Genomic DNA, 24041 nt, shown 5'->3' with positions numbered 1-24041 from the left:
CCGTTTTTACAATAACGAGCGATTACAGGCAAAACTAAACGGCCTCAGTCCCATGGAATTCAGGACCAAGGCCGCTTAACCGATTTTTATTTTTTTGTACTGTCTACTTGACGGGGGTCAGTTCAAGTTCGCTGAACTTCTGGGAAGCCTCCCGTTCACCCGTGCAGGATCATGAGCAACCGCTCGAACGCATCAAGCGGTTGCTGGCCGATTAAGAGCTTGTGCCCTTAATCTTACATCATGCCTCCCATGTCCGGAACGGCAGGAGTTTTTTCTTTTTCCGGTTTGTCGGCGATAACCGCTTCGGTCGTCAGGAACATCGACGCGACGGATGCCGCGTTTTGCAGAGCCGTGCGGGTTACTTTCACCGGGTCGATGATGCCGGCTTCGATCATGTCGACCCACTCGCCGGTAGCTGCGTTGTAGCCGCGGCCAATCGGTTCGTTTTTCAGGCGCTCGACGATGACGGAGCCTTCTTGACCCGCGTTTTGCGCGATCGTGCGAACCGGCTCTTCGAGGGAGCGCAGCACGATGTTTACGCCCGTTTTCTCGTCGCCTTCCGCTTCGACAGCCGCAACGGCTTTGTATACGTTCACCAGAGCCGTACCGCCGCCCGCTACGATACCTTCTTCAACCGCAGCGCGGGTAGCGTTCAGGGCGTCTTCGATGCGCAGTTTGCGTTCTTTCAGCTCGGTTTCCGTAGCTGCGCCGACTTTGATCACGGCTACGCCGCCGGCCAGCTTCGCCAGACGCTCTTGCAGTTTTTCTTTGTCGAATTCGGAAGTCGTTTCTTCCAGTTGCGCTTTGATTTGGTTGACGCGCGCTTGGATGTCTTCCGGTTTGCCCGCGCCGTCGACGATGATCGTGTTTTCTTTGTTGATGCGAACTTGGCGAGCGGAACCCAGTTGAGCCAGCGTCGCGGATTTCAGTTCGAGGCCGAGCTCTTCCGTGATGACTTGGCCGCCCGTCAGAGCCGCGATGTCTTGCAGCATCGCTTTGCGGCGGTCGCCGAAGCCCGGAGCTTTAACCGCTACGCAAGTGAACGTGCCGCGCAGTTTGTTGACGATAAGCGTTGCTTGCGCTTCGCCTTCGACGTCTTCCGCGATGATGAGCAGTTGCTTGCCGGATTGAACGACTTTTTCCAGGATCGGCAGAAGCTCTTGAACGTTGCTGATTTTTTTGTCGGTGATCAGGATATACGGGTTGTCGAGAACGGCTTCCATTTTGTCCGTATCCGTGATCATGTACGGCGAGACGTAGCCGCGGTCGAACTGCATACCTTCAACGACTTCCAGATCGGTCGTGAAGCCTTTGGACTCTTCGACGGTGATAACGCCGTCTTTGCCGACTTTCTCCATCGCTTCGGCGATCAGATCGCCGACTTCTTCATCAGCAGCGGAGATTGCGGCAACTTGCGCGATCGATTGTTTGCCTTCGATCGGCTTGGCGATTTTTTGCAGTTCCGCAACAGCAGCTTTAACCGCTTTGTCGATACCTTTGCGGACGACCATCGGGTTTGCGCCGGCCGTTACGTTTTTCAGGCCTTCGCGGATCATCGCTTGAGCCAGTACCGTAGCGGTCGTCGTACCGTCGCCGGCTACGTCGTTCGTTTTGGTCGCAACTTCTTTAACCAGTTGCGCGCCCATATTTTCGTACGGATCTTCCAGCTCGATTTCTTTAGCGATCGATACGCCGTCGTTGGTGATCAGCGGGCTGCCGAATTTTTTCTCCAGCACGACGTTGCGGCCTTTCGGACCCAGCGTGACTTTAACGGCGTTTGCCAAAGCGTCAACCCCACGCAGCATGGAACGGCGGGCTTCTTCGCTGAATTTGATCTCTTTTGCCATAAGAATATGCCTCCCGTATCTTTAGTAGTATGAAAGTGCGGCGGCCAAAGCCGCTCAGGTTCGTTAAAGCTTCTGCCGGAAAGCGGCAGCTCTTTTTACGAAACACACTTCGTCAAGCTTCCCGTATGTGTAGCGTTACGGCTTAAGCCAGTACCGCGAGGATGTCGTTTTCGCGAAGGATCAGCAATTCGCGTCCGTCGATCTTCACTTCGGTCCCAGCGTATTTGGAGAACAGAACGCGGTCGCCTTCTTTTACCTCAAGCGCAATGCGTTGACCGTCTTTGAGGTGGCCGCTTCCAACCGCTACGACTTTGCCTTCTTGCGGCTTTTCCTTTGCCGTGTCCGGCAGAACGATACCGCTGGCGGTCGTTTGCTCCTTTGCAATGGGTTCGATGACTACGCGATCGCCCAATGGTTTGATCATTGTGATACTCCTCCTTCGAGAATATGTTTGGGAGATGTTAAAGTGTAATTTTGCATGCTTTTGTTAGCACTCGTTCGCAGTTAGTGCTAACAACACTTTTTATGATAATCATTCGGGGACTCGTTTGCAAGTAGTTCAGCGAGAAATTTACGATGTTTTAAACAAATCGTCCGGCCGAGGCGATTTCTTCGTAAAAAAAGTTAATGATTTCCCATAAAAAAATGCTGTGAAACAATGGTTAAGTCAAACCTCACATGGTATGATAGATGCATCCAAAAAATCTTATAGAAGCAAAGGCGGATCGTTCTATGACATTATTGCAAAACGTCAACAAAAACGATGCGGCGGCGGCCAGATATGTAAAAGAAGTGTATGAAACCGTCGTCCGCCGCAATCCTCATGAACATGAGTTTCACCAAGCCGTCAAAGAAATATTCGATTCCTTGATCCCGATTTTCGCAAAGTACCCCATCTATATGGAGCAAGGCATTCTGGAGCGCATTGTCGAGCCCGAGCGGATGATCACCTTCCGCGTGCCGTGGGTGGACGACCAAGGAAAAGTTCAAGTCAACCGCGGTTTCCGCGTCCAGTACAACAGCGTACTTGGACCGTACAAGGGCGGACTTCGCTTCCACCCGTCCGTTAACGCCAGCATCATCAAATTCCTGGGCTTCGAGCAGATCTTCAAAAACGCCCTCACCGGCCAGCCGATCGGCGGCGGCAAAGGCGGCTCGGACTTCGACCCGAAAGGCAAATCCGAAGGCGAAATCATGCGGTTCACGCAAAGCTTCATGACCGAGCTGTACCGCTACATCGGTCCCGACGTGGACGTGCCGGCCGGCGACATCGGCGTAGGCGCCCGGGAGATCGGATATATGTTCGGCCAATACCGCCGCATTCGCGGAGCCAATGAGCCCGGCGTGCTGACGGGCAAAGGCGTCGGCTACGGCGGAAGCCTCGGACGCAAAGAAGCGACGGGCTACGGCTGCGTGTATTTTGTCGAAGAAATGCTGAAATCCAAAGGATTGTCGTTCGAGGGCAGCACGGTCGTCGTCTCCGGCTCCGGCAACGTGGCGATCTACGCGATTCAAAAAGCGACCCAGCTTGGCGCGAAAGTTGTCGCGTGCAGCGACTCCAACGGCTACATCTACGATCCGGAAGGCATCAACCTGGAGACGGTCCAACAACTGAAAGAAGTCGAGCGCAAGCGCATCAGCGAATACGTCAAGCACCATCCGCACGCCGAGTACCATGAAGGCTGCAGCGGCATCTGGTCGATCCCTTGCGACATCGCCCTGCCTTGCGCGACCCAGAACGAGATCGACGAAGTAGCCGCCCGCACCCTCGTGGCGAACGGCGTAAAAGCGATCGGCGAAGGCGCGAACATGCCGTCCACGCTTGAGGCGATCGAAGTATTCCTGGACAACAACGTATTGTTCGGACCGGCCAAAGCGGCGAACGCCGGCGGCGTAGCCGTATCCGCGCTGGAGATGGCCCAAAACAGCATGCGCTACTCCTGGTCCTTCTACGATGTCGACCGGAAGCTGCACGATATCATGAAAGAAATCTATCAGCAGTCCGTCGAAGCCGCCGAAGAATTCGGCCAATCCGGCAACCTCGTTGTCGGCGCGAACATCGCCGGCTTCAAACGCGTAGCCGACGCGATGCTGGCACACGGCGTCATCTGATTACGAGCCGATATACGCATGAGAAAACGGCGTTCCGTCTTTGTCCAAAGGCGGAACGCCGTTATTCGTATGGTTACGTTCGTTTGCGGCCGGTAAGGCCGTAAGCTGCCTATCCCCCGTCAGTCCGCCGCTTCCGGTTCGGCGTCCGCCCATCGTTTTTCCCATGCCTCGTCCTCGGCTTGCCGGCGGCGGTAAACCCATGCCGACATCAGCACGCTCGCTTCGTACAGCGCAATCATCGGCACCGATACCAAGATGTCCGAGATGACGTCGGGCGGCGTCACGAAAGCCGCGACGATGACCAGAGCGAGATAGGCGAACCGGCGCAGCTTGCGCAGCCGGGCAGGGCTCAACACGCGGATGCGCGTCAGAAACATCACCGCGATCGGCAGTTCGAACAGCAGGGCGATCGGCAGCAATATATTCAGCATAAACGAAAAATATTGCGCGATGCCGTACGTTTCCGTGATGTTCAGGTTTTGGGCCACGCTCGAAGTGAAATAAAACGCCATCGGGAACACGACGAAGTATCCGAACGCAAGCCCGAGCAAAAACAAGATGACGCCGGCCGGGATGTACTTGACCGTTGCTCTCCGTTCGTCCGGCCGCAGCCCCGGCCGCACGAACAGCCAGATCTGCCACAGGATGAACGGCAGCGACGCCGCCAAACCGATGATAAACGCGAACATCATGTACAAGCGGATCGGCTCCCACGGAGCGAACGCGTTCCAAGTGATATCCTTGGCCGGCGGCTGCGTCTTCAAAAATTCGATCACCGAACCGGCGAAAAACAGGCCAACCCCCATCGCGATCACAAGAAAAACGATGCAATAGATGAGCCGGCGCCGCAGCTCGCCGAGATGCTCCAACACGGGCAGTTCATCTGCGGACTTGCCCCGGGATCGGCCGGAATCGCTGGCTACCGCCACGGAAAACCCCTCCTGCATGCGGCAGGCCGCCGGAACGAACCGGCAGCCCGCTTAAAATCGTGAAGTCCGCCTCAGTCCGGCAGACGGCGGTTGTCTTTAACTTCGTTTTTCTCCGTGTCGATGGATGGGGCAACAGGCGTGACGTCCTTGCGGTCGCGCTCCTTGTCGTCATCCTCAATAATGTCCTTCGCGCCGTTTTTGAATTCGCGAAGCGTGCGTCCGAACGCCCGGCCGAGCTCGGGCAGCTTGCTGGGACCGAACAACAGCAAAGCGACCAGGAAAATCAGGATCAAACCGGGAATACCAATCGTGGACATGCGAGCCCCTCCTCAAGATCGTTTGAAAGTCGGCGAAAGCGGGAAATTTCCGTTGCACAAAGCCTTGGCGGCTGCATTTACCCTCTTGTGCTGTGGAGTCCCCCGTAGCCGAGACGGCGGATGTCGCTGCGGCTGACGGGCACTCCGGCCAAGACGCGCGGAAGCAGCACGTCGAACACGGTATACGGATCGTGCATCACGCTTCCCGGCAGGCCCATGATGGGCACGTCATCCAAATACGCCATCATCAGCATCGAGCCCGGCAGCATCGGCGTGCCGTGGCTGACGACGCGGGCGCCCGCCTGGCGAATCGCCCCCGGCGTCCGGTCGTCCGGATCGACGGACATGCCGCCGGTCACCAGGATGAGATCGACGCCCGCCTCGCGGAAATACCGGATTTCGCGAACGATGTCGTCGCTGCGGTCGCTCACGAAGCGCTGCTCGGCCACCGTGGAGCCGAAGCGTTCCAGCTTGGCCCGAACGACCGGCCCGAAGCGGTCCTCGATGCGGCCGGAATAGACTTCGCTGCCGGTCGTAATGACTCCCGCCCGCATCGGCCGGAAGGGCAGCACTTCGACGGGCCCGGTTCTCCCTTCGGCCGCGGCCAGCCGACGCGCCTCCCCGGCTAGCCGCTCCACTTCGGCGATTCGGGACTCCGCCACGACAAGCGGAATAACGCGCGTGCCGACGACCGGCTGTCCGGGCTCGACAACCGTCAGATCGCGAATGGTCGCCATGGCAACCTCGTCCAGGTCGTTCACCGCGTGAATCAATTGCTCGTCCACCCGGGCCAGGCCTTGAATCGCCGCTTTCAGCACGACTTTGCCTTCGCTCGGCTCCGTCATGTCGAGCCGGCCGCCGCGCACCGCCTCGGCCATTCGCAGCGCGGCATCGTCCTCGTGCAGCTCGCCGGGTTCAAGCTCCAGCACGTAGATATGTTCCTTGCCGATCGACAGCAGGGCCGGGATATCCTCCTCCGCAATCACATGCCCTTTGCGGAACAGCCGTCCCTTGAACTGTCCGGGTATGATCTGCGTCAGATCGTGCGCCAGCCTCAAGCCGACCGCATCATGCACGCGAACCTCGCGCAACAATGGCGGCTCCCCCTTCACAGCACGTCGGATGGCGAAGGGGCCGTCCGGCGGTTCAGCGTCAGCAGCGCGACGGGCAAATCCTCAAGCACGGCCGCCAGATGGGCGTGAACGCCCTCGGGCGTGCCCGGAAGGTTCAGGATCAGCGTGCGTCCGCGCAAGCCCGCGATGCCCCGGTGCAGGACATACCGCCGGTCCTTGCGAACGGCCGCCGCGCGCATCGCTTCGGCCAAACCCGGCACTTCGCGGTCGATGACCTGCCTCGTAGCTTCCGGCGTCACATCCCGCTCCAGCAATCCGGTCCCGCCCGTGGTAAAGATCAGATGCGCTTGGAAATACTCCGTCATCTCGATCAGCGACGCGATGATTTCATCGGTTTCGTCGGGCACGACCCGATATTCCACAATCTCGCCCTGCAATTCCTCTTCCACCAGCTCGCGGATGACTTGAGCGGCCGTATCTTCGCGCTCGCCACGCGAGCCTTTGTCGCTTGCCGTCAGTAATGCGACTCTCCAGCGCATGCGTCCTCTCCCCCCTAATGCGAACAATCGGCGGCATGGACAGGCAACGCCCGATCAAGCATCGGGCTCCCGGCGGTAATCGCCGTTCTTGCCCCCCGACTTGGACAACAGCCGCGTCGGGCCGATCGTCATATCTTTCTGAACAGCCTTGCACATATCGTATACGGTCAGAGCAGCGGCAGACACCGCGGTCAGCGCCTCCATCTCGACTCCCGTCTTGCCGGTCGTCTTCACGGCGGCGACAATCCGCAAGCGGTCCCGGCCGTTGTCCTCGAAGGACAGGCTGACGCCGGTCAGCGGAATCGGATGGCACATCGGGATCCACTGCGAAGTCTGCTTGGCGGCCATGATGCCGGCGATCTGGGCAACGGCCAGCACGTCTCCTTTGCCGATGCGACCCTCGCGAATCCGCTCCAGCGTCTCGGGTTTCATCTCGATATACGTTTCGGCCTCCGCGGTCCTCGCCGTGTCGGCCTTGTCCGACACGTCCACCATGCGGGCTCTTCCTTCTCCGTCAAAATGCGTCAGTCCGTTCATCGTGGCTCACCCCCCGGAAAATCGTAAACGCCCGCTTCCGTGACAAGCCGGCTGACCGGCATGTCGTGCGGCTCGGCCGGCACCCGGGGCACTCTCTGAAATTCGAACGACGCCGCCCACAATTCCGGAAGATCGGGCGTCATGCCGGCCGCCCTCCGGAGGAGGCGGAGACGTTCGAGAAACCGGTCGTAATACCCCCCGCCGTAGCCGAGACGATACCCATTGCCGTCGAAAGCGAGCCCGGGCAGCAGCATCAACGGTATATCCTGCGGGCGACCGTAAGCGGGAATGTCCGGCGCCGGCTCCAGCAAGCCGAACGCCCCCGGCGCAAGCTGATCCGGCGCGGTCACGAGGCACGCTTCCATCGCGCCGCCGGCATCCTTCACGCGGGGAAGCAGCAGCGGCCGGCCCGTCGACCAGATCCATCGCAGCACCGGCTCGATATCGGGTTCCCTTCGCCGCTTGGCGGGCACATAGAGCATCCAGGGGGCCTGGGGGCCGCCCTCTTCCGGCGACCGAACCAGGCGCAACCGCAAGAGGTCGATCAGTCGGTCGGACAGCAGCCGGGACCGCCGTTCGTAGGTAAGCTCGTCCATCTCCCGCCGGCAGGCAAGCATCCGCCGTCGCAGCTCGTTTTTCAACCGTATCCCTCAATCGCGTGATCAAGCTTTGGGTTTATTGTACCATACCCGTGCGCCAAGAAGAAACGGAAGAATACGACTATTATGCCTTCCGTCAAGCCGGACACTTGGGCAGACCCCCAAACCGTGATACTATGTAGCAGGGAGAAATACACGTAAAACCGGAGGCAAGAACCAGCATGCTGCTGCAACTGAAACATATCCATAAGAGCTACGGCACGACCGCCGTACTCACCGATATATCGATGCAAATTCAAGAGCGGGAGCGGATCGGCCTGGTCGGCGTCAACGGCGCGGGCAAATCGACGCTCCTGAAAATCATCGCCGGAGAGCTGTCCGCGGACTCCGGAGACATCATCATGCCGAAAGACATCCGGATCGGTTATATGGCCCAACAGTCGGGCCTTCAGTCCGACCGCTCGATCTACGAGGAGATGCGCGGCGTATTCGCCCACCTGTTCGCGATGGAGCAAGAGCTGCGGGCGCTCGAGACGGCGATGGCCGATCCGGACACCTCGTCCGATCCGGCCAGGCTGGAGGATGTGATGAGGCGGTACGATGCGCTGTCGGAGCGGTTCCGCAGCCTCGGCGGCTACGAAGCGGAAGCCCGGATTCGCATCGTCCTGCACGGCATGGGCTTCGGAGACTTCCCGCCCGACACCCGTATACCGACGCTGAGCGGCGGCCAGAAAACCCGACTCGCCCTGGCGAAGCTGCTGCTCCAGGAACCCGATCTGCTTCTTCTGGACGAGCCGACCAACTACCTGGACATCCCTACGCTCACCTGGCTGGAGGGATACCTCAAAGGTTATTCGGGCGCCCTGCTCATCGTCTCCCACGACCGATATTTTCTCGACGCCACCGTTACCGCGATCTACGAGATCGAACGAACGGAAGCGAAGCGGTATACGGGCAACTACTCGCGATTTATCGAGATCAAGGAGACCGAGGCGGACATCTACCGCAAGCATTACGAGAAGCAGCAGGAGGAAATCGCCAAGCTGGAGGAGTTCATCCGTCGCAACATCGCCAGGGCGTCGACGACGCGCCGCGCGCAGAGCCGCCGGAAGCAGCTCGAGCGCATGCAGCGGCTCGACCGGCCTCCGGGCGAGCTGCGGCGGGCCGCGTTCGCCTTCGAGATCGACCGGACCAGCGGCAACGACGTGCTGGAGGTATCGGGCTTGACCGCGTCCGTGGGCGACGCCTCCAACGAGAGCGGCCGCCGCCGGCTATGGGAGGGATTGTCGTTCCGGCTGACCCGGGGAGAGATGGTGGCGCTGATCGGACCGAACGGGATCGGCAAATCCACCCTGCTGAAGACGCTGGTCGGCCAGCACCGTCCCGACGCCGGCACGATCCGTTGGGGCTCCAACGTCAAGCTGGCGTATTACGACCAGGAGCAGACCGGCCTCAATCCCGCGAATACCGTCCTGGAGGAAGTGTGGAGCGCCTTCCCCCATCTGGAGGAGGCGCGCATCCGGACGGTGCTCGGACAATTTTTGTTCAGCGGGGAAGATGTCCTGAAACGGATATCCTCTCTCAGCGGCGGAGAAAAAGCGCGCGTCTCCCTCGCCAAGCTGATGCTGCTGAGAGCCAACGTGCTGATTCTGGACGAACCGACGAACCATCTTGACGTGTACAGCAAGGAAGTGCTGGAGGATGCGCTGCTCGATTACGAGGGCACGGTGCTGTTCATCTCCCACGACCGGTACTTCCTGAACAAGCTGGCCGACCGCGTGGTGGAGCTGGACAATGGCGGCATTACGGTTTATTTGGGCAATTACGACGATTACGTGGAGAAGAAAAAAGAGCTGGAATTCATGGCCGCAGAAAACCGCCGGCAGTCGGGAGACGACCCGGCCGGCGCCCACGCCGAGCCTCCCGCTGGCGGCTCCCCGGCCAAAGCAGCTTCCTCCTACGACGCCGCGAAGCAGAACAAACGCCAGGAACGCTCGCGCCTGCGCCGGATCGAGCAGCTCGAGGCGGAGATCTCGTCGCTGGAGGCGGAGCAGACGGAGCTGCAGGAGCAGCTCGCCCAACCGGAAGTGTACGGGAACTATCTGCTCGTTCAGGAGAAACAAGCCGCCCTCATGCTGCTGCAGGAGAAGCTGGCGGAACGTTACGCCGAGTGGGAACAACTGATGGAAGAAACCTGAATGAGCCGGTCAAAAAACGATATCCACATTATCCACAACATCCACAGCGCAATTGTGCAAAACCTGGCGAAATAAACGGGGATAACGATTTCCCGTATCGGCAGGTTTTGCGGCATTTATTCACATTATACACAACGGTTGTGGATATTTATCGCCGCCGATCCCCACAGGTTATCCACATTCTTGTTGATGAGCCTCTGCGATTGTCGCGTTGGATATCCCGCTCTCCCGAACGGAATCGGCCGAATGATCGGTATGTTCAGACTGATGCGCATCCGGAAGGGTGCGCAAAGGTGGCTCATACAAAAAAGCCTGAGGCGGCAGACTTCATCCGCTATCTCAGGCTTTTCTCGCATGTTTTGCGTTCACGCCAAATCTTCCGCCCACTTCTCCAGCGACAGCATCGGTTCCGACTTCATCTCCAGCGGCGTCGTCCGGCCCCGCTTCCACTTCAGATGAGCGGCCGCGGCGATCATCGCCGCGTTATCGGTGCAATACTCGAACGGCGGCACAATCAGCGGCAAGCCCGCCGCTTCGCATGCCGACTTGAGCGCCGCACGCAGTCCGCGATTGGCGGCCACGCCTCCGGCCAGCAGCAACTGCTTGGCCCCGTATTCGCTTGCGGCACGCAGCGCCTTGGCCACGAGCACCTCGATCACCGATTCCTGAAAGCCCCGCGCCACATGGGCGGGATTCAACGTCTGCCCTTTCATCCGGGCTTGGTTAAGCGCCGCCAGCACCGCCGACTTCAGCCCGCTGAAGCTGAAATCGTAGGAGTCCGGCTCCAGCCATGCCCGCGGCATCGGAATCTCTTCCTCCGCCTCATGCGCAAGCCGGTCGATGTGCGGCCCGCCGGGATACGGCAAGCCCAGGGCGCGTCCGACCTTGTCATAAGCTTCCCCCGCCGCGTCGTCCCGCGTCTGGCCGATCCGGCGAAACTTCCCCTCCGACTCCAGCAGCACCAGCTCCGTATGCCCGCCGGACACAACCAGCGCGACGGCGGGATACTGCAGTTCGGCCACCAGCGCGTTCGCGTAAATATGGCCCGCGATATGATGGACGCCGATCAGCGGCACGTCCAGCGCCAGCGACAAAGCCTTGGCGGCCGCCGCTCCGACCAGCAGCGAGCCGATCAGCCCCGGGCCCTGCGTCACCGCGACCGCGGACAGATCGCTTGGCCGGATGCCGGCTTTGGAGATCGCCTCCTCCACGATTCGCGTAATCGACTCCACATGCTTGCGGGACGCGATCTCCGGCACGACGCCGCCGAACCGCTCGTGCGTCTCCATCTGGCTGGAGACGCAGTTCGCCAGCACGCGGCGGCCGCCCTCGACGATCGCAACCGAAGTCTCGTCGCAGCTCGTCTCCACGGCCAGCAGCAAGCCGTTCTCCGATCGTGAATCCGTCATTCCAAATCCTCCGCCCGTTCTCTCAGCGTCGCCCACATCATGAGGGCGTCCTCGTTGTTGTCCGAATAATATTGCGGCCGAATGCCGCTGGGCACGAAGCCCAGCTTGCGGTACAGGTTCTGGGCAACCGTGTTGCTGACGCGAACCTCAAGCGTCATCCGCTCGGCTCCCCGCGATACCGCCGTCGTCTGGAGCTTGCGCATCAGCTTCTCTCCAAGCTTGCGCCCCCTCCAGGGAGATCGGATGGCGACATTGGTGACATGCGCTTCGTCCATAACGATCCACATGCCGCCATAGCCGACGATCGAGCCGGTCCCGTCCTCCTGCAGGACGATGTAGTGGGCGAAGTGATTGTTCACCAGCTCGTTGTAGAACGCGGCCTCCGACCACGGCGTAGCGAACGATTCGATCTCGATCTCGCAGATCGTCGGAATGTCCTCAAGCCGCATCGGGCGGAACGAATACGACTGTCCGTCCGTCGATCCGCCCGGTTGCGGGGAAGGCGCCGGATACATGCCGGCATGAGCGTTATGCTCCATCCCGTTTCTCCCCCTTCTGCCCGGCAATCCACTTGGCTTCCGCTTCGGCGAGCTGCGTGTAATTCGGCAGCACGTCATGCGCGGGCGTCGCCTCGCCTCGAATCGCGGCAGGCCACGCGAGCCTGCCGATCGCCGCGCCGGACAGCTCCGCCTCGGCTGCTACGACCGGCGCGAGGGACGACAGCCGCTCCGCGAACGAGGCGATTCGCTCCGCGAACGCCTCCGTCGCGCCGGCGAATACGATCGCCGCCGGCGGCCGTCCCTCGTCTGCCGCCGCAGCGGCCAGCGCGGCCAGCTCGTCCAGCCAGCGATCGAGCAAGCGGATGCCGTCGGCCATCCGCGCCGTCCACGCCTCGGCAATCGCCAGCCCGCCGGCGGACACGCCGGGATCGGCTTCTTCCGCCGAATACAGCGCCGTATACACCTGTCCCCTGCGGGCGTCCATCAGCGGCACATACCAATAGCCGGCAGCGGCCGCGCCGGAATCGGCGGAAGCCTGTTCGAGCCCGCGCCAAGCCAAAGCCGCCAGCGTCGAGACGCCGACGACGGGAAGCTGCAACGACCAGGCCAGCGTCTTCGCCACCGTGACGCCGATGCGGACCCCCGTATAAGAGCCCGGCCCGACGCCGACCGCCACGCCCTTCAGATCCCGGGTGGTCAGTCCTTCCGCCGCAAGCAAGTCCCGAATGGCGGGAGCCAGATAGATGGAATGATTGCGTTCCGACCGCATCGCCGTCTCCCGCACCGGCTCGCGACCCCGGAACAACGCAACCGCCATGACGGCCGTGGCCGTATCCATGGCCAGCACCCAGTCGTCTTCGCCCCATAAGGACGACCGGTCTATACGATTATCGCGATTGAAATGCCTCATGAAGTCAGAACTCCGTTCTCCGTCAAGATGCGGCACCAGCCGGCATACGGCTCGCCGTGCGGTTCCAGCTCGATCGTCCGCGCGTCTCCGCCTTCGTGGACAATCCGAATCTGCAGACGTTCGGGCGGCATCAGCTCCCCGATCAGCGATGACCATTCCACCAGCGTCGCGCCCGTCCCGTAAAAATATTCGTCCAGCCCCAGCTCGTCCGCTTCTTCCGCCGACAGCCGGTATACGTCCATATGATAAAAGGGCAGGCGGCCCCCTTCGTACTCTTTGACAATCGTAAACGTCGGGCTGTTCACCGTCTCCTCAACGCCAAGCGCCCGGGCGAACGCCTGGGAGAACGCGGTTTTGCCCGCTCCCAGGTCGCCGTCCAGGCCAATGACGGAGCCCGGCCCGGCCAGACGGGCCAGATGCTCCGCCAATCGCGAAGTATCGGCGGGACCGTTTGAACTGTACCGGTAACGCTTTGGTTCCTTCACCGCGGCACAACCTCTTTATGTTCAAAGTTCCCTTCATTATATCAAACGCGCCACTTCGCGCCAACAACGTCAAACCAAAACCTCGCCGCTGCTTCCGGGTATCGCGAAAACAACGGGAGCCCTGCCTCTCTCCCGTCCTTGCGGCTCCGAAGACCGCGCCAGTGCGAATTCGCCCATAACCCGTAACGAATGAAATGGCCATACCAAAGCCGAAAGCCGTCTTTGCGGGAAACAAAGCATCGACTCGGACAAAGACCGAATGGGATCGGCACAGGAAAAATCCGATCTTGCCCATTTCAAGGGACCGAATGACTCACAGTTAGCGTGCAGGGGATTCAATCGAAAGATCAATCCGAGTGGTGAAATAACGGAGTATGGAATACTTTTCGAATGGAACTTGCAGGAAACGATGCGAGGGTTTCGATTTTTCGTATTTGCTTATTGTACCAATTCGGAGGCATGTTGTAAAGAAATTTCCTTGAATACCGTCATAAAGCCGAAACCCGCCTTCGTAAACCGGCCATTCCTGAACGGAACGAGCCGGTTTGTCAGGCGGACCGAACGTGTCGGATTACGACTCCTGCAGCCGCTCCACGGAAACCGTCAGCGTATTGGCGGGACGGCTTCCAACCTGAACCGTCGCCATCCCGTTCGATTCGTCCACATTTTCGATCCAGACCGACTCGCCGTCCAGCGTTACGCGAATCGTATCCGGCGACTCGTAAATTTGCTTGGCGCGCTTGACATCCATCGTTTTTACACATCCTCATCCGTAATGTCGAACAGCGACTCCGTGTCTCCCATCGTGTCCGTGGTCGAATCTCCGATCAGGCCGTTATGGACCGTCACCTGACCGCCGCCGAGACCTTCGTTCACCATGCGGTCGATGTCCATGAAATACTCCTTGCGGCCCTCGTCGCGGCTCTCCCGATTTTCCGCCAAAATCACTCACCTCCCGCGTTCCCGATTCGGCCCGGTTCGGTATAAGACGGCCTCCACTCAGATACAATGAGCAATAGAGGCACCGGGAACATCCATAGATTGCCCCTCGTTCGTCCCCCGCATTCGAGGCGCCTCGCTTATGACTGGCAGGCCGGGAAGGCCAGAAAGGAACGGCTATGCACACGATCTGGAAAGGTGCGATCAGCTTCGGGCTGGTCAACGTGCCGGTGAGGATGTTTTCCGCGACGGAGGACAAGGATATCAGCATGAAGATGGTCCACCAGGCTTGCGGGACCTCGATCAGCTACGCGCGCATGTGCAAGCATTGCGAGACCGAGGTGCCCTGGGAAGAAATTGTCAAGGGCTACGAATACGAGCCCGGCCATTACGTTTTGTTCGAAAAGGAAGAACTGGACGCGCTTGGCGAGACGAACAAGGAAATCCGCATTCTGGATTTCGTTGATCTTAAGGATATCGATCCGATATATTATCAGAAAACGTACTACCTCGGCCCCGGCGATACGGGACTGAACGCTTACAATCTGCTGATGGCGGCGCTGCGGGACACGAACAAGATCGGCATCGCCAACGTGTCGATCCGGTCCAAATCCAGTCTGGCGGCCATCCGTATTATCGAAGGCTGCCTGGTGATGGAAACGATGTTCTATCCGGACGAAATCCGGCCGGTCCGCCAGGTTCCGAATCTGCCCGAAGCGGCGCAGGTCAACGACAAAGAATTGACGATGGCCAAAATGCTGATCGAGCAGTTGTCCGGGCCGTTCGAGCCGGAGAAATACACCGACGCGTACCGCGAAAAGCTGATGGCGGCTATCGACGCCAAGATCGCCGGCCAAGAAGTCAAAGTGGCGCCTGAAGCGCCGAAGACGAATGTCGTCGACTTGATGGCCGCGCTGCAGGCCAGCCTGGAGTCGATGCGCGGCGGCCCGGCCGCGGGTCCCCGGGAGACGGTGGCGGTCGAAGCGCCGGCGACGGCGGCAGCGAAGCTGGGAAGAAAACGCCGTGCCCCGGCCCAAGCCGCCGCTTCCGGCGAAGAAGGCGCGGTTCCCAAACCCGACGCTCCGGCTGCGCCCGCGGGACGTCCCCGCTCCAGGCGCGCCAAATCGCCGGTGACTTGATATGGGCAGCCTCGTTCATTCGGCTTCGCCGCTTCCAGGGCTGCTGCTTCCCGGGGAACCGATGATTCCCATCCTCAAGAGCGAATTGCCGACGGGAGACGAATGGGGCTACCAGCTAAAATGGGACGGCGTCAGGCTGATCGCCCAGGTCGATCACGGCGAAGTGCGCCTCTATTCCCGCAACATGCTGCCCAAGACAGGTGTCTACCCCGAACTGGCTGAATCGCTGTCCCAATTGTCCGCCCGATGCGTGCTGGATGGGGAGGCGGTCGTGATGCATCCCGTCAAGGGCCGGCCCGACTTTCCGTCCATTTTGAAGCGGGAGCGGTCCGCGGCCGGAGGCCGGCGTTCCCGTATGCCGGCGGCCAACGCGTTGTATGTCGTCTTCGACCTGCTGCAGGCGGACGACCGCGATCTCCGGGAACTTCCGTATGCCGAACGCCACCGTCTGCTCCGCGAACTGCTGCCGCAACCGGTCGGCCGCCTGCTGCCGGCGGAGCTTGCGTCCGACGGCGCTTCGCTATGGAGTTGGGTCGAGACTCACGGCTGGGAAGGGGTCGTCAGCAAGCGGCTTTCCTCTCCGTACCGGGAAGGCAAAGCCCATCGCGACTGGTTCAAACGCAAAACGGCGCAAATCTACGAGGTGGATATCGTCGGGCTGACGATCCGTCAGGGCCGTGTGGCCAGTCTGGTCATGTCGCTGGACGGCGCTTATTTCGGCCGCGTCTCGCTTGGGCTTGACGAAGCTTTAAAGCGTACGCTTGCGGAATATGCCGACGCTTGCGGGGACGGTCCCGCTCCGTGGCCGACGCAGCCGGCCGATCTCCGGGGGGAACGCATCCGTTGGCTCGGCCGTCCGTTCCCCTGCGCCGTCACCGGCTTGGAGATTACGGACGCGGGCGTGTTGCGGCATCCCAAGCTCGCATCCGCGGGATCGCGCCATTTGGCGGGAGGGTCGTAGCCATGCCGTCAACGGAACGCGGGTCCATCACGATCGAAGGCCATACCATCACGATTACCAATCCCTTGAAGCCGCTGTGGCCGGAGCTCGGCGTCACGAAGATGGAATATTTGCAGACGCTCGGCCGGCTCGCCCCCCATCTGCTGACCTACTGCCGCGACCGGTATTTGACCACGATCCGGTTTCCGCACGGCGTCGGGGATAAGTCGTTCTACCAGAAAAACGCCCCGGAGCCGACGCCCGAGTTCGTCCGAACGGCCGTGGAGAGGCGCGAAGGCATCAACTACGTCGTGTTGGACAACTTGCCGACGCTGATCTGGCTGGGCAATCTCGCCTGTCTCGAGTTCCACCCCTCGCTCCGCAAGGTGGAGGACCCGCTGCCGGCCGAATGGGTGCTGGATATCGACCCTTCCCAGGACCCTGAGCCGAGGCTGATGGAAGCTGTCCTTCTGCTGGGCGACATCCTCAAGCAGATCGGCATCGCCGTCGTGCCGAAGACCTCCGGCGCATCCGGCATCCAGTTGTGGGCGCGAATCCGCAGAGGTTACACGTTCGACGAGCTTCGCAAGATCGGCGAATTCGTCGCGGGCTACGCCGTGAACCGGCATCCCGGGCTGTTTACCGTGGAACGGCTGAAGGCTCGGCGCGGCACCAAAATTTATATCGACTATATGCAGCACGGCTACGGCAAAACGATCGCCGCCCCCTATACCCCCCGGGCCCGGCCGCACGGCGGGGTCTCCACGCCGCTGACTTGGGAGGAGGTCGAACGGCTGCCGGATGTCCGCGAGTACAACTTGCGTACGGTGCCCGACAGGCTGGACCGGATCGGCGATCTGCTTGCGTCCGCTCCGGAGAACGATTTTGACGCGATTTTGGACGTGCTTGGTTCGGGGAAAGCTCGGACTTGAACGGCAAGGGAGTTTCGATGAGCCCGTCCGCTCCGTTGTCACGACCCGTTCACGCCCCATTGATCCGAGTACACAGGGACCCTGTTAACCGGAGGGGATTTTCTATGCCGATGTCCGGTCAGAACGGGCAACGACCAGAACCAAGGCTATAGCATCGGCGCCAGCAGACGGCCGAGCATTTCCTTTCCCCGCTGCAAGCGCGACCGCCAGGCGAACACCCCGGCTTGAATCTCCACGGAATGCTCGATATCCCGCTCGAATTGCCGATACAGCTCCTCCGCCAGTCCTTCGTCCAACAGCACGGCCGTCAGCTCGAAATTATAGTGCAGACTGCGCATATCGAGGTTGGCGGTGCCCACGCTCGCGAACGCGCCGTCGACCAGCACCAGCTTCGAATGGATAAACCCGTTCTGGTATTGAAAAAATCGCACGCCCGCGTCAAGCAGCTCCTGGACATACGACAAGCTTGCCCACTGCACGAGCCGGGAGTCGGCCCGGCCCGGCAGGACGATGCGCACGTCCAGACCGCCGAGCGCCGCGGTTTTGATCGCCGTCAGCAGCGCGGGGTCCGGAATGAAGTACGGCGTAACGATGCCGATGCGGGAACGGGCGGTTGCCAGCGCGGTGAAAAACAGCTCCAGCAGCGGATTGCCGTCCAGATCGGGCCCGTCCGGCACGATGCGGACGCGCTGCCCCCCGGCGATATCGGCCGGCGGGTAATAAGCCGCATCCGACAGCTTCTCGCCCGCCGCGTACGCCCAGTCGCGCAAGAAGATTTGCTGAAGGTCGTGAACCGCTTGTCCTTCGAGCTCCAAGTGCAGATCCCGCCAATGCCCCAGCTTCGGGTCCATGCCGAGATATTCGTCTCCGATGTTCAATCCGCCCGTGAATCCGATTCGTCCGTCGACAACAACAATCTTCCGGTGATTGCGGTAGTTTAACCGCTTGTCGAGAAGAGCGATCCGGGGCGGGAGAAAAGCCGCCGTCCGGATGCCGGCCTGCGTCAGCGAACGGATAAACGAATCGGACAGCTCATAGCTGCCGATGCCGTCGTACAGGACGCGGACACGCACCCCCTCCGACGCCTTGCGGATCAGCGCATCGCGGAATCGGCGGCCGGATTCGTCGTCGCGGAGGATGTAGAAGCAAAAATGAATATGATGCCTGGCGGATTCGATCGCCCGGAGCATCGCCTCGTAGGCCTGTTCCGCGTCCGGCAGCACACGCACCCGGTTTCGCGTCGACGCCGGCGATCCGGGCAACGACAGCATGATCCGCTCCAGGCGGTCGAAGGCGCAAGTATGGCCTAACGCATCCGCCGTGCTCTCCGGGATCTGACGGAACGTTCTGTCTCCTCCCTTTGATCGGCGTGTTCGGCGGGCTTGGGGCATGCGGCGTCTTCCCAGCCTTCGCAGCTTGCGACGGCGGCTGAAATCGGCGGCCAGCAAATAATAAATACCGAACCCGATTAGCGGCGTTACGAACGAAATGACCAGCCAAGCGACGGCTCTGGCCGGACGGCGGAATTCCAACGCCAGCACGGTTGCTAGCTGCAGCAGATACAGTACCGTTCCAAGGAGCAACCAATACATAGGCGGCAAACTCGCACCTCCGGCTCGGGATAAACAGCTTCGCCAGGCCGCTCGGAACCGAGGGCCTGGCGCGTCAATAAAAATCGGGATGGAGAACGGAAAACCGTTAAGCCGCGATGTCCCGTTTCGTGAAAGCCAGCCAGCTCAACAGCAGGAAACCGGCGAAGTATACGGTCAGCACGGCAATGGAGAAGCCCATCGTCATGCCCTCGATCAGCGGCATGCCGTTTAAATATTGCGTCAGATCGGTATTGGCGAAAAACAGGTATTTCGCCCAATTGAAGTCGAATCCGACCAGCAGTCCGACCAGAAGCTGACCGGCGAACAGAAGGAATACCGACAGGCCGATGCCCAACGAGCTGCTGCGGAATACCGACGAGATCATAAACGCCATGGACACGTACATGATGAGGCTGACGCAGTTCAGTCCGTATTGCCCGATCGCGTGCAGCACCATCGGCACTTCCTTCACGGCACCGTTCACAACCTTCAGGTGCGGCGTTCCGATATCGTCGAAGCCGAACAGGATGCCTCCGAACAGAGCGCTGACGACAAACAGCAGCACCAAAAGCAGCAATGAGAACAATAGCGTCGCGATAAACTTCGATGCCAATATTTTCGTCCGGTTGGCCGGCCGAATCAGCAGCAGCTTGATCGTGCCCCATGTGAATTCGGAGGCGACGCTGTCCCCCGCGATAATCACGGTAAAGATCGTAATGAGAACGATCAGGGAAGACATATCCAATACGTTTTCCCACATCGATCCCGCAGGAGGCGGGATATCGTGGTCGAGCCTGTACTGGGAGATCAAAACCTCATTCTCAGCTCGCTCCCTGAGGAGTTTGCCCGTCACGCTGTCATCGTTTTGGTAATGAGCCGCTTGCTCCTGCTGCTGCTTGATATTCTCCTGAACGGCCTGTCTCCAGTCGCTATTTTCGTCCGGGCCGTACTTCCAGCTCAGAAACGTGCCCGTCAGAGAGGCCAAGACCAGCAGACCGATCAGAATCCATGTCCGGAAACGGCGGTATATTTTCATATTTTCATTCGCGATCAGATTAAACAACAACGGACTCCCTCCCCGTCATCTCCAGGAATTGATCTTCAAGCGAACGCGTGCTCGGGCGAATGCCGTAGATCTTCACTCCGGCTTCCACCAGCTTCGCCGTCGCAAGCGGGATGCTCTCGCGATCGAGCTTCGCCGTTACGCCGTCCGCCGTGTCGGCGGCTTGCGCGCCGTCCCGCAGACCGCTCAGCACCCGGATCGCAAGCTCCCGGTTATCCACATCGAAGATAACCGTCGGAAGCTCATCGTCGCCGCCGCCAACCACCAACTCCCGGAGCGGCTTCACGTCAACCAGCTTGCCGGCCTGGATGACGGCAACCCGGTCGCACATGAGCTCCATCTCGGACAGCAAGTGGCTGGAGACGAACACGGTGATGCCTTCCTCGCGGGTCAGGCGGCGCAAATAATCGCGCAGCTCGCGAATGCCGGCAGGATCGAGACCGTTGGTCGGCTCGTCCAAAATGAGCAAGGAGGGCTTGTGCAGCAGCGCCTGGGCCACGCCCAACCGCTGCCGCATGCCGAGCGAGTATGTTTTGACTTTGTCGCGGATGCGGGATTCGAGGCCGACGAGTTTGACCACCTCATCGATCCGTTCCCGGGTAATGCCGGGGATCATCCGCGCGTAGTGCACCAGGTTGTTGTAGCCGGAGAGAAACTTGTACATCTCCGGGTTTTCCACGATGGCCCCCACGTGGCGGATGGCCTGTTCGAAGTTCCGCGTGATGCTGGTGCCGTTAATCAGCACTTCGCCTTCCGTAATTTTCATCAAGCCGACGATCATACGGATGGTTGTCGTCTTGCCCGCTCCGTTCGGACCGAGAAAACCGAACACCTCGCCCCGCGGGACATCAAACGTCAAATTGTCGACAATGGTTTTGCCGCCGATTCGCTTCGTCACATTCCGAAGTTGAAGCACCGGCAGGTTCGCTTGATCGCTCACGACACTCCTCCTAGTATATCCATTCGTTTCCTTGTTACCCGTCATCTTGCAAATCGTCTCTCCGTCTGGATTGCCTGATTGCCGGAGACATTTGCCTTGCCGCACGGTTCGTTTTTGATTTACGGATCATCCCGGCAAAAGGTCTCAATTCGTCCGCTAAAAAATGCTTTCCCGCTTTAATCGTGGACCGGAATCAACCCCTCACGCTCGCTCATGTATGGAATATAGTGTAAAAGCTCATGCCCGTCAATAGACTTCGCTTGGATGCCTCCATTTTAGACAAAAACGAAACGGTTCAAATCAGGCAGGCGTCGGGAGTTCGGCTGGACCTAAGTCCAGGAACGGATGGCGTTCATCCCACAGCGAATGTCAAAGCGGCAGCAGGACCCGCAGTCTCCGCTTGCCCTTGTCTGACGGCAGCCGCTCGCCAGCTCCCTTCGGAACATTCGCCCCGGAAATGATCCCATATAAAAACGGCCCTATCCTGCGCAGGATAAGGACCGTCGAGCGATTCGACAAGTGTTTTGCCGGTCAGCGCCGCTTCATGGACAGCTCGGCCAGCAGCGGTTTGTTCGGCAAATAGTGAAGCGATTTGATGTAGCGGATCGTGCGGGTTTTGGCCCTCATGACCATGGAGTGCGTCTCGGCGCGGTTGTCGGGCAGATAACGGACGCCTCCGAGGAATTCGCCCGGAGTGACGCCGGTCGCCGCAAAAATCACGTCCTCGCTGCCTACCATATCGTCCATCGTCAACACCTTGAAAGGGTCGTCCATCCCCATCTCCTTGCAGCGCTGATAATCGTTGGCGTTGGCCGGCATCAGCCTGCCCTGCAGTTCGCCTCCCAGGCATTTAAGCGCCGCGGCGGCCAGCACGCCTTCGGGAGCCCCGCCGGAGCCGACGTAGAGATCGATGCCCGTCTCCGGGAACGCCGGCGCCATCGCGCCCGCCACGTCCCCGTCGCTCAGAAACTTGATGCGGACGCCGACCTTGCGAAGCTGCTTGATCATCGATTCGTGGCGGTCGCGGTCCAGAATCATCACGGTCAGATCGGCGATCGACTTGTGCAGGTGCTCCGCCGCCTTGCGCAGCGTCGTGTCGATCGGATCTTCGATCGACAGTTTGCCCGCCAGAGACGGGCCGACGGCCAGCTTCTCCATATAGATGTCCGGCGCGTGCAGCAGGCAGCCTTGATTGGCGATGGCAATAACGGAGAGCGCGTTATTGAGGCCTTTGGCCACGATCTCCGTTCCCTCCAGCGGATCGACGGCGACGTCGACCTCCGGCCCGTTCATGCTTCCGACTTTCTCCCCGATGTAAAGCATCGGCGCTTCGTCCATCTCTCCCTCGCCGATGACGACCGTTCCCTGGATCGACACGGAGTCGAACATCGCCCGCATCGCTTTGGTCGCCGCATCGTCAGCCGCATTTTTGTTGCCGCGTCCCATCCAGGGGGCGGACGCCAACGCCGCAAGCTCCGTCACCCTGACGATCTCTAACGCCAATTCCCTTTCCATGCTCGTTCCCTCCGCTACTCCTGATTCATGATAAGTCCGGCCGTTTCTTCGATCGCCCGTCCCGTCACGTCGATGACGCGGCACGCCAATTCGCGCATAATCCGCTCCGCGTATTCGATCTCCTCGTTCACGCGATGGATTCGCGCGTATAAAGCGTCTTCCGGCAGCCCCAGCGATTTCAGCCGCTCGCTGCGGATCCGGCGGAGCGCCTCGGCGTCCATCGTCAGCCCGACGATGCGCTCCGCCGGAACCTGGAAAAGCTCGTCCGGCGGCTTGATCTCGGGCGCCAGCGGCAGGTTGGCGACCCGGTAGCCCTTGTGCGCGAGGAACATGCTGAGCGGGGTTTTCGACGTCCGGGAGACGCCGATCAGCAAAATATCCGCTTCGGTATAACCTTTGACGTCTTTCCCGTCGTCGCATCGGACCGCGAACTCGATCGCTTCGATACGTCGGAAATATTCCTCGTCAACCTGATGCAGCAGCCCCGGCTCGCGCCGGGGAGCGTCGTGGAACGTGTCCACAAACGCCTGCAGCAGCGGACCGAGAATGTCGACCGTCCGCACGCCCGCGCGCACGCCCTCCTGCCGCATCGTCTCCCGGAGCTCCGGCTGAACCAGCGTATAGGCGACGAACCCGCCTGCCTCCGCCGCCTCGTCGACAATCCGGCGGATGTCGTCCTCATGCTTAATCTGCCCGTAACGGCAGATCCTTACCTTGCCCGTTCCGAACTGCCGGGCCGCCGCCCGCGTGACCGTCTCCGCCGTCTCCCCCGTGGCGTCGGAACATATATAGACCACTTGTCTGCGTTCCATCATGGCGTTCATCCCCCTGTGCCGTCCCGTCATTCCGCCCCCGAGAGCGAATCGAGCCAATCGACGAATATCGATGTCAGATGCGTCTTCGTCAGCCTGCCGACAACCTCGTACCGGGGCTCGCCGGAGCGGTTCTGCGCCGGCCTCACGACCGGAACTCCGTCGATATGGTACCGGATCAGGATGCGGGCCGCTTCAGCCAGACGGGTCTCGGGTTCCACGGTGACGAGATTCGCCTGACGGGTCATCGCCGTCACGACAGGCAGTTGCCCCGCATTGGCCCCTCCGGCGAGAAAAACCTTCAGCAGATCCTTGCGCGACACGACGCCCGTCAGCAGTCCTTCCTCATCCAGCACCGCAAGACTTCCGACATCGCGCATAAAGATCGTAACGGCGGCATCCGAAACCGTATCCGAGCTCCGCACGACGGACGGCAGACTCATGACGTCCTTCACGCGCATGTCGAGCAGACGGGCAGCTTGCGGATGCTCGCGCTCCAGCTTTTTGCCGGGGAAATATCCCACCTTCGGCTTCGCCTCGACCAGCCCCAGCATGACGAGTATCGCGAGATCCGACCGCAAGGTGGGACGAGAAACTCCGAGCATCTCCGCAAGCGTCTCTCCGGTGATCGGCGCATGGCGGCGGATGAGATGGAGCAATTCGTTTTGTCTGGCTGTCAGTTCGATGGAAGCTCCTCCTCCCGCTCGCATCGTT

General features: G+C 60.4%; 26 protein-coding genes. 6 read left to right on the top strand and 20 right to left on the bottom strand.

The window, feature by feature from the left end:
* The coding region (locus tag FE781_RS18160) for an IS3 family transposase (RefSeq protein ID WP_138790164.1) at positions 1-79 on the top strand (79 nt) is incomplete at its 5' end.
* A 154-nt stretch (positions 80-233) separates the two neighbouring features.
* On the opposite strand, the gene groL is transcribed toward FE781_RS18160, so the two are convergent.
* Positions 234-1847, bottom strand: coding sequence for a chaperonin GroEL (groL, locus tag FE781_RS13510; RefSeq protein WP_138790160.1), 1614 nt, complete (start codon positions 1845-1847; stop codon positions 234-236).
* Positions 1848-1989: 142 nt separating this feature from the next.
* Positions 1990-2271: a co-chaperone GroES gene (groES, locus tag FE781_RS13505; protein WP_138790159.1), complete on the bottom strand. Its 282-nt coding sequence runs from the start codon at positions 2269-2271 to the stop codon at positions 1990-1992.
* 308 nt (positions 2272-2579) lie between these two features.
* On the opposite strand from groES, the gene gdhA reads away from it, so the two are divergent.
* The gene (gene gdhA / locus FE781_RS13500; protein WP_138790158.1) at positions 2580-3959 is read left to right on the top strand and encodes an NADP-specific glutamate dehydrogenase; all 1380 of its coding nucleotides are present in this window, start codon (positions 2580-2582) and stop codon (positions 3957-3959) included.
* Between the two features lie 119 nt (positions 3960-4078).
* Here the strand turns inward: gdhA and tatC are convergent, their stop codons facing one another.
* The 6 genes from tatC to FE781_RS13470 all read right to left on the bottom strand — a co-directional run bounded on the left by tatC (position 4079) and on the right by FE781_RS13470 (position 7995).
* Positions 4079-4888: a twin-arginine translocase subunit TatC gene (gene tatC, locus FE781_RS13495; protein ID WP_246068174.1), complete on the bottom strand. Its 810-nt coding sequence runs from the start codon at positions 4886-4888 to the stop codon at positions 4079-4081.
* Positions 4889-4959: 71 nt separating this feature from the next.
* Positions 4960-5205, bottom strand: a complete 246-nt coding sequence (locus FE781_RS13490) for a twin-arginine translocase TatA/TatE family subunit (protein ID WP_138790156.1) — start codon at positions 5203-5205, stop codon at positions 4960-4962.
* A 77-nt stretch (positions 5206-5282) separates the two neighbouring features.
* Positions 5283-6299, bottom strand: a complete 1017-nt coding sequence (locus tag FE781_RS13485) for a molybdopterin-binding protein (RefSeq protein WP_246068173.1) — start codon at positions 6297-6299, stop codon at positions 5283-5285.
* A gap of 14 nt (positions 6300-6313) precedes the next feature.
* Entirely contained in the window at positions 6314-6817 is a 504-nt protein-coding gene (locus tag FE781_RS13480; RefSeq protein WP_138790154.1) for a MogA/MoaB family molybdenum cofactor biosynthesis protein, read from the bottom strand.
* A 54-nt stretch (positions 6818-6871) separates the two neighbouring features.
* Positions 6872-7354 (bottom strand): cyclic pyranopterin monophosphate synthase MoaC, encoded by a 483-nt coding sequence (moaC, locus tag FE781_RS13475; RefSeq protein ID WP_138790153.1) that lies wholly within the window; start codon positions 7352-7354, stop codon positions 6872-6874.
* Positions 7351-7995 (bottom strand): 5-formyltetrahydrofolate cyclo-ligase, encoded by a 645-nt coding sequence (locus tag FE781_RS13470; RefSeq protein ID WP_138790152.1) that lies wholly within the window; start codon positions 7993-7995, stop codon positions 7351-7353. Before FE781_RS13470 ends, moaC begins: the two co-directional genes overlap by 4 nt.
* A 179-nt stretch (positions 7996-8174) precedes the next feature.
* Here FE781_RS13470 and FE781_RS13465 point away from each other — a divergent pair, with 179 nt between their 5' ends.
* Positions 8175-10151, top strand: coding sequence for an ABC-F family ATP-binding cassette domain-containing protein (locus FE781_RS13465; RefSeq protein WP_138790151.1), 1977 nt, complete (start codon positions 8175-8177; stop codon positions 10149-10151).
* A gap of 365 nt (positions 10152-10516) precedes the next feature.
* Here FE781_RS13465 and tsaD read toward each other — a convergent pair whose 3' ends face one another.
* From tsaD to FE781_RS13435, 6 genes are all read right to left on the bottom strand, one after another.
* On the bottom strand, positions 10517-11560 hold the full coding sequence (gene tsaD / locus FE781_RS13460; RefSeq protein WP_138790150.1) for a tRNA (adenosine(37)-N6)-threonylcarbamoyltransferase complex transferase subunit TsaD: 1044 nt from the start codon (positions 11558-11560) through the stop codon (positions 10517-10519).
* Positions 11557-12075, bottom strand: a complete 519-nt coding sequence (gene rimI, locus FE781_RS13455; protein WP_138790163.1) for a ribosomal protein S18-alanine N-acetyltransferase — start codon at positions 12073-12075, stop codon at positions 11557-11559. The genes tsaD and rimI overlap by 4 nt, the downstream gene beginning before the upstream one ends.
* A 13-nt stretch (positions 12076-12088) precedes the next feature.
* Complete coding sequence (tsaB, locus tag FE781_RS13450) at positions 12089-12970, bottom strand: tRNA (adenosine(37)-N6)-threonylcarbamoyltransferase complex dimerization subunit type 1 TsaB (RefSeq protein WP_138790149.1); 882 nt, start codon at positions 12968-12970, stop codon at positions 12089-12091.
* Positions 12967-13455, bottom strand: coding sequence for a tRNA (adenosine(37)-N6)-threonylcarbamoyltransferase complex ATPase subunit type 1 TsaE (gene tsaE / locus FE781_RS13445; RefSeq protein WP_138790148.1), 489 nt, complete (start codon positions 13453-13455; stop codon positions 12967-12969). Before tsaE ends, tsaB begins: the two co-directional genes overlap by 4 nt.
* Positions 13456-14026: 571 nt before the next feature.
* A complete protein-coding gene (locus FE781_RS13440; protein WP_138790147.1) occupies positions 14027-14206 on the bottom strand; it encodes an H-type small acid-soluble spore protein in 180 nt (59 codons plus the stop codon).
* 5 nt (positions 14207-14211) lie between these two features.
* Positions 14212-14397 (bottom strand): hypothetical protein, encoded by a 186-nt coding sequence (locus FE781_RS13435; protein WP_170209547.1) that lies wholly within the window; start codon positions 14395-14397, stop codon positions 14212-14214.
* A 176-nt stretch (positions 14398-14573) separates the two neighbouring features.
* On the opposite strand from FE781_RS13435, the gene ku reads away from it, so the two are divergent.
* Genes ku through ligD form a run of 3 tightly spaced genes read left to right on the top strand, consistent with a single transcriptional unit; the run spans position 14574 to position 17405 of the window.
* Positions 14574-15533 carry a non-homologous end joining protein Ku gene (gene ku / locus FE781_RS13430; protein ID WP_138790145.1) on the top strand — a complete coding sequence of 320 codons (960 nt, stop codon included), beginning with the start codon at positions 14574-14576 and terminating at the stop codon, positions 15531-15533.
* Between the two features lies 1 nt (position 15534).
* Positions 15535-16494 carry an ATP-dependent DNA ligase gene (locus tag FE781_RS13425; RefSeq protein WP_138790144.1) on the top strand — a complete coding sequence of 320 codons (960 nt, stop codon included), beginning with the start codon at positions 15535-15537 and terminating at the stop codon, positions 16492-16494.
* A 2-nt stretch (positions 16495-16496) separates the two neighbouring features.
* Positions 16497-17405, top strand: a complete 909-nt coding sequence (gene ligD, locus FE781_RS13420; RefSeq protein WP_138790143.1) for a non-homologous end-joining DNA ligase — start codon at positions 16497-16499, stop codon at positions 17403-17405.
* Between the two features lie 146 nt (positions 17406-17551).
* Here the strand turns inward: ligD and cls are convergent, their stop codons facing one another.
* The 6 genes from cls to FE781_RS13390 form a co-directional block, all read right to left on the bottom strand.
* A complete protein-coding gene (gene cls, locus FE781_RS13415; protein WP_138790142.1) occupies positions 17552-18997 on the bottom strand; it encodes a cardiolipin synthase in 1446 nt (481 codons plus the stop codon).
* A gap of 106 nt (positions 18998-19103) precedes the next feature.
* On the bottom strand, positions 19104-20063 hold the full coding sequence (locus FE781_RS13410) for an ABC transporter permease (RefSeq protein ID WP_246068172.1): 960 nt from the start codon (positions 20061-20063) through the stop codon (positions 19104-19106).
* Positions 20053-21000, bottom strand: a complete 948-nt coding sequence (locus FE781_RS13405) for an ABC transporter ATP-binding protein (RefSeq protein WP_246068171.1) — start codon at positions 20998-21000, stop codon at positions 20053-20055. Before FE781_RS13405 ends, FE781_RS13410 begins: the two co-directional genes overlap by 11 nt.
* A 531-nt stretch (positions 21001-21531) precedes the next feature.
* Complete coding sequence (gene glpX / locus FE781_RS13400) at positions 21532-22515, bottom strand: class II fructose-bisphosphatase (protein WP_138790139.1); 984 nt, start codon at positions 22513-22515, stop codon at positions 21532-21534.
* Between the two features lie 14 nt (positions 22516-22529).
* Positions 22530-23330 carry a pyruvate, water dikinase regulatory protein gene (locus FE781_RS13395; protein WP_379252611.1) on the bottom strand — a complete coding sequence of 267 codons (801 nt, stop codon included), beginning with the start codon at positions 23328-23330 and terminating at the stop codon, positions 22530-22532.
* Positions 23331-23356: 26 nt separating this feature from the next.
* Positions 23357-24037, bottom strand: a complete 681-nt coding sequence (locus FE781_RS13390; protein ID WP_138790138.1) for a helix-turn-helix transcriptional regulator — start codon at positions 24035-24037, stop codon at positions 23357-23359.
* Between the last annotated feature and the right edge of the window lie 4 nt (positions 24038-24041).

Origin of the sequence: Paenibacillus thermoaerophilus (assembly GCF_005938195.1) — a bacterium.
GTDB classification, from domain to species: Bacteria; Bacillota; Bacilli; order Paenibacillales; family Reconciliibacillaceae; genus Paenibacillus_W; species Paenibacillus_W thermoaerophilus.
This window is presented reverse-complemented; position numbering and strand designations above follow the sequence as displayed.

What these genes read in the sequence shown, in the direction of transcription:
- groL (WP_138790160.1), bottom strand. Translation starts at nt 1,847, where the DNA reads ATGGCAAAAGAGATCAAATTCAGCGAAGAAGCCCGCCGTTCCATGCTG.
- groES (WP_138790159.1), bottom strand. Translation starts at nt 2,271, where the DNA reads ATGATCAAACCATTGGGCGATCGCGTAGTCATCGAACCCATTGCAAAG.
- gdhA (WP_138790158.1), top strand. Translation starts at nt 2,580, where the DNA reads ATGACATTATTGCAAAACGTCAACAAAAACGATGCGGCGGCGGCCAGA.
- FE781_RS13490 (WP_138790156.1), bottom strand. Translation starts at nt 5,205, where the DNA reads ATGTCCACGATTGGTATTCCCGGTTTGATCCTGATTTTCCTGGTCGCT.
- FE781_RS13480 (WP_138790154.1), bottom strand. Translation starts at nt 6,817, where the DNA reads ATGCGCTGGAGAGTCGCATTACTGACGGCAAGCGACAAAGGCTCGCGT.
- moaC (WP_138790153.1), bottom strand. Translation starts at nt 7,354, where the DNA reads ATGAACGGACTGACGCATTTTGACGGAGAAGGAAGAGCCCGCATGGTG.
- FE781_RS13465 (WP_138790151.1), top strand. Translation starts at nt 8,175, where the DNA reads ATGCTGCTGCAACTGAAACATATCCATAAGAGCTACGGCACGACCGCC.
- tsaD (WP_138790150.1), bottom strand. Translation starts at nt 11,560, where the DNA reads ATGACGGATTCACGATCGGAGAACGGCTTGCTGCTGGCCGTGGAGACG.
- rimI (WP_138790163.1), bottom strand. Translation starts at nt 12,075, where the DNA reads ATGTATCCGGCGCCTTCCCCGCAACCGGGCGGATCGACGGACGGACAG.
- tsaB (WP_138790149.1), bottom strand. Translation starts at nt 12,970, where the DNA reads ATGAGGCATTTCAATCGCGATAATCGTATAGACCGGTCGTCCTTATGG.
- FE781_RS13440 (WP_138790147.1), bottom strand. Translation starts at nt 14,206, where the DNA reads ATGGATGTCAAGCGCGCCAAGCAAATTTACGAGTCGCCGGATACGATT.
- ku (WP_138790145.1), top strand. Translation starts at nt 14,574, where the DNA reads ATGCACACGATCTGGAAAGGTGCGATCAGCTTCGGGCTGGTCAACGTG.
- FE781_RS13425 (WP_138790144.1), top strand. Translation starts at nt 15,535, where the DNA reads ATGGGCAGCCTCGTTCATTCGGCTTCGCCGCTTCCAGGGCTGCTGCTT.
- ligD (WP_138790143.1), top strand. Translation starts at nt 16,497, where the DNA reads ATGCCGTCAACGGAACGCGGGTCCATCACGATCGAAGGCCATACCATC.
- cls (WP_138790142.1), bottom strand. Translation starts at nt 18,997, where the DNA reads ATGTATTGGTTGCTCCTTGGAACGGTACTGTATCTGCTGCAGCTAGCA.
- glpX (WP_138790139.1), bottom strand. Translation starts at nt 22,515, where the DNA reads ATGGAAAGGGAATTGGCGTTAGAGATCGTCAGGGTGACGGAGCTTGCG.
- FE781_RS13395 (WP_379252611.1), bottom strand. Translation starts at nt 23,330, where the DNA reads ATGATGGAACGCAGACAAGTGGTCTATATATGTTCCGACGCCACGGGG.
- FE781_RS13390 (WP_138790138.1), bottom strand. Translation starts at nt 24,037, where the DNA reads ATGCGAGCGGGAGGAGGAGCTTCCATCGAACTGACAGCCAGACAAAAC.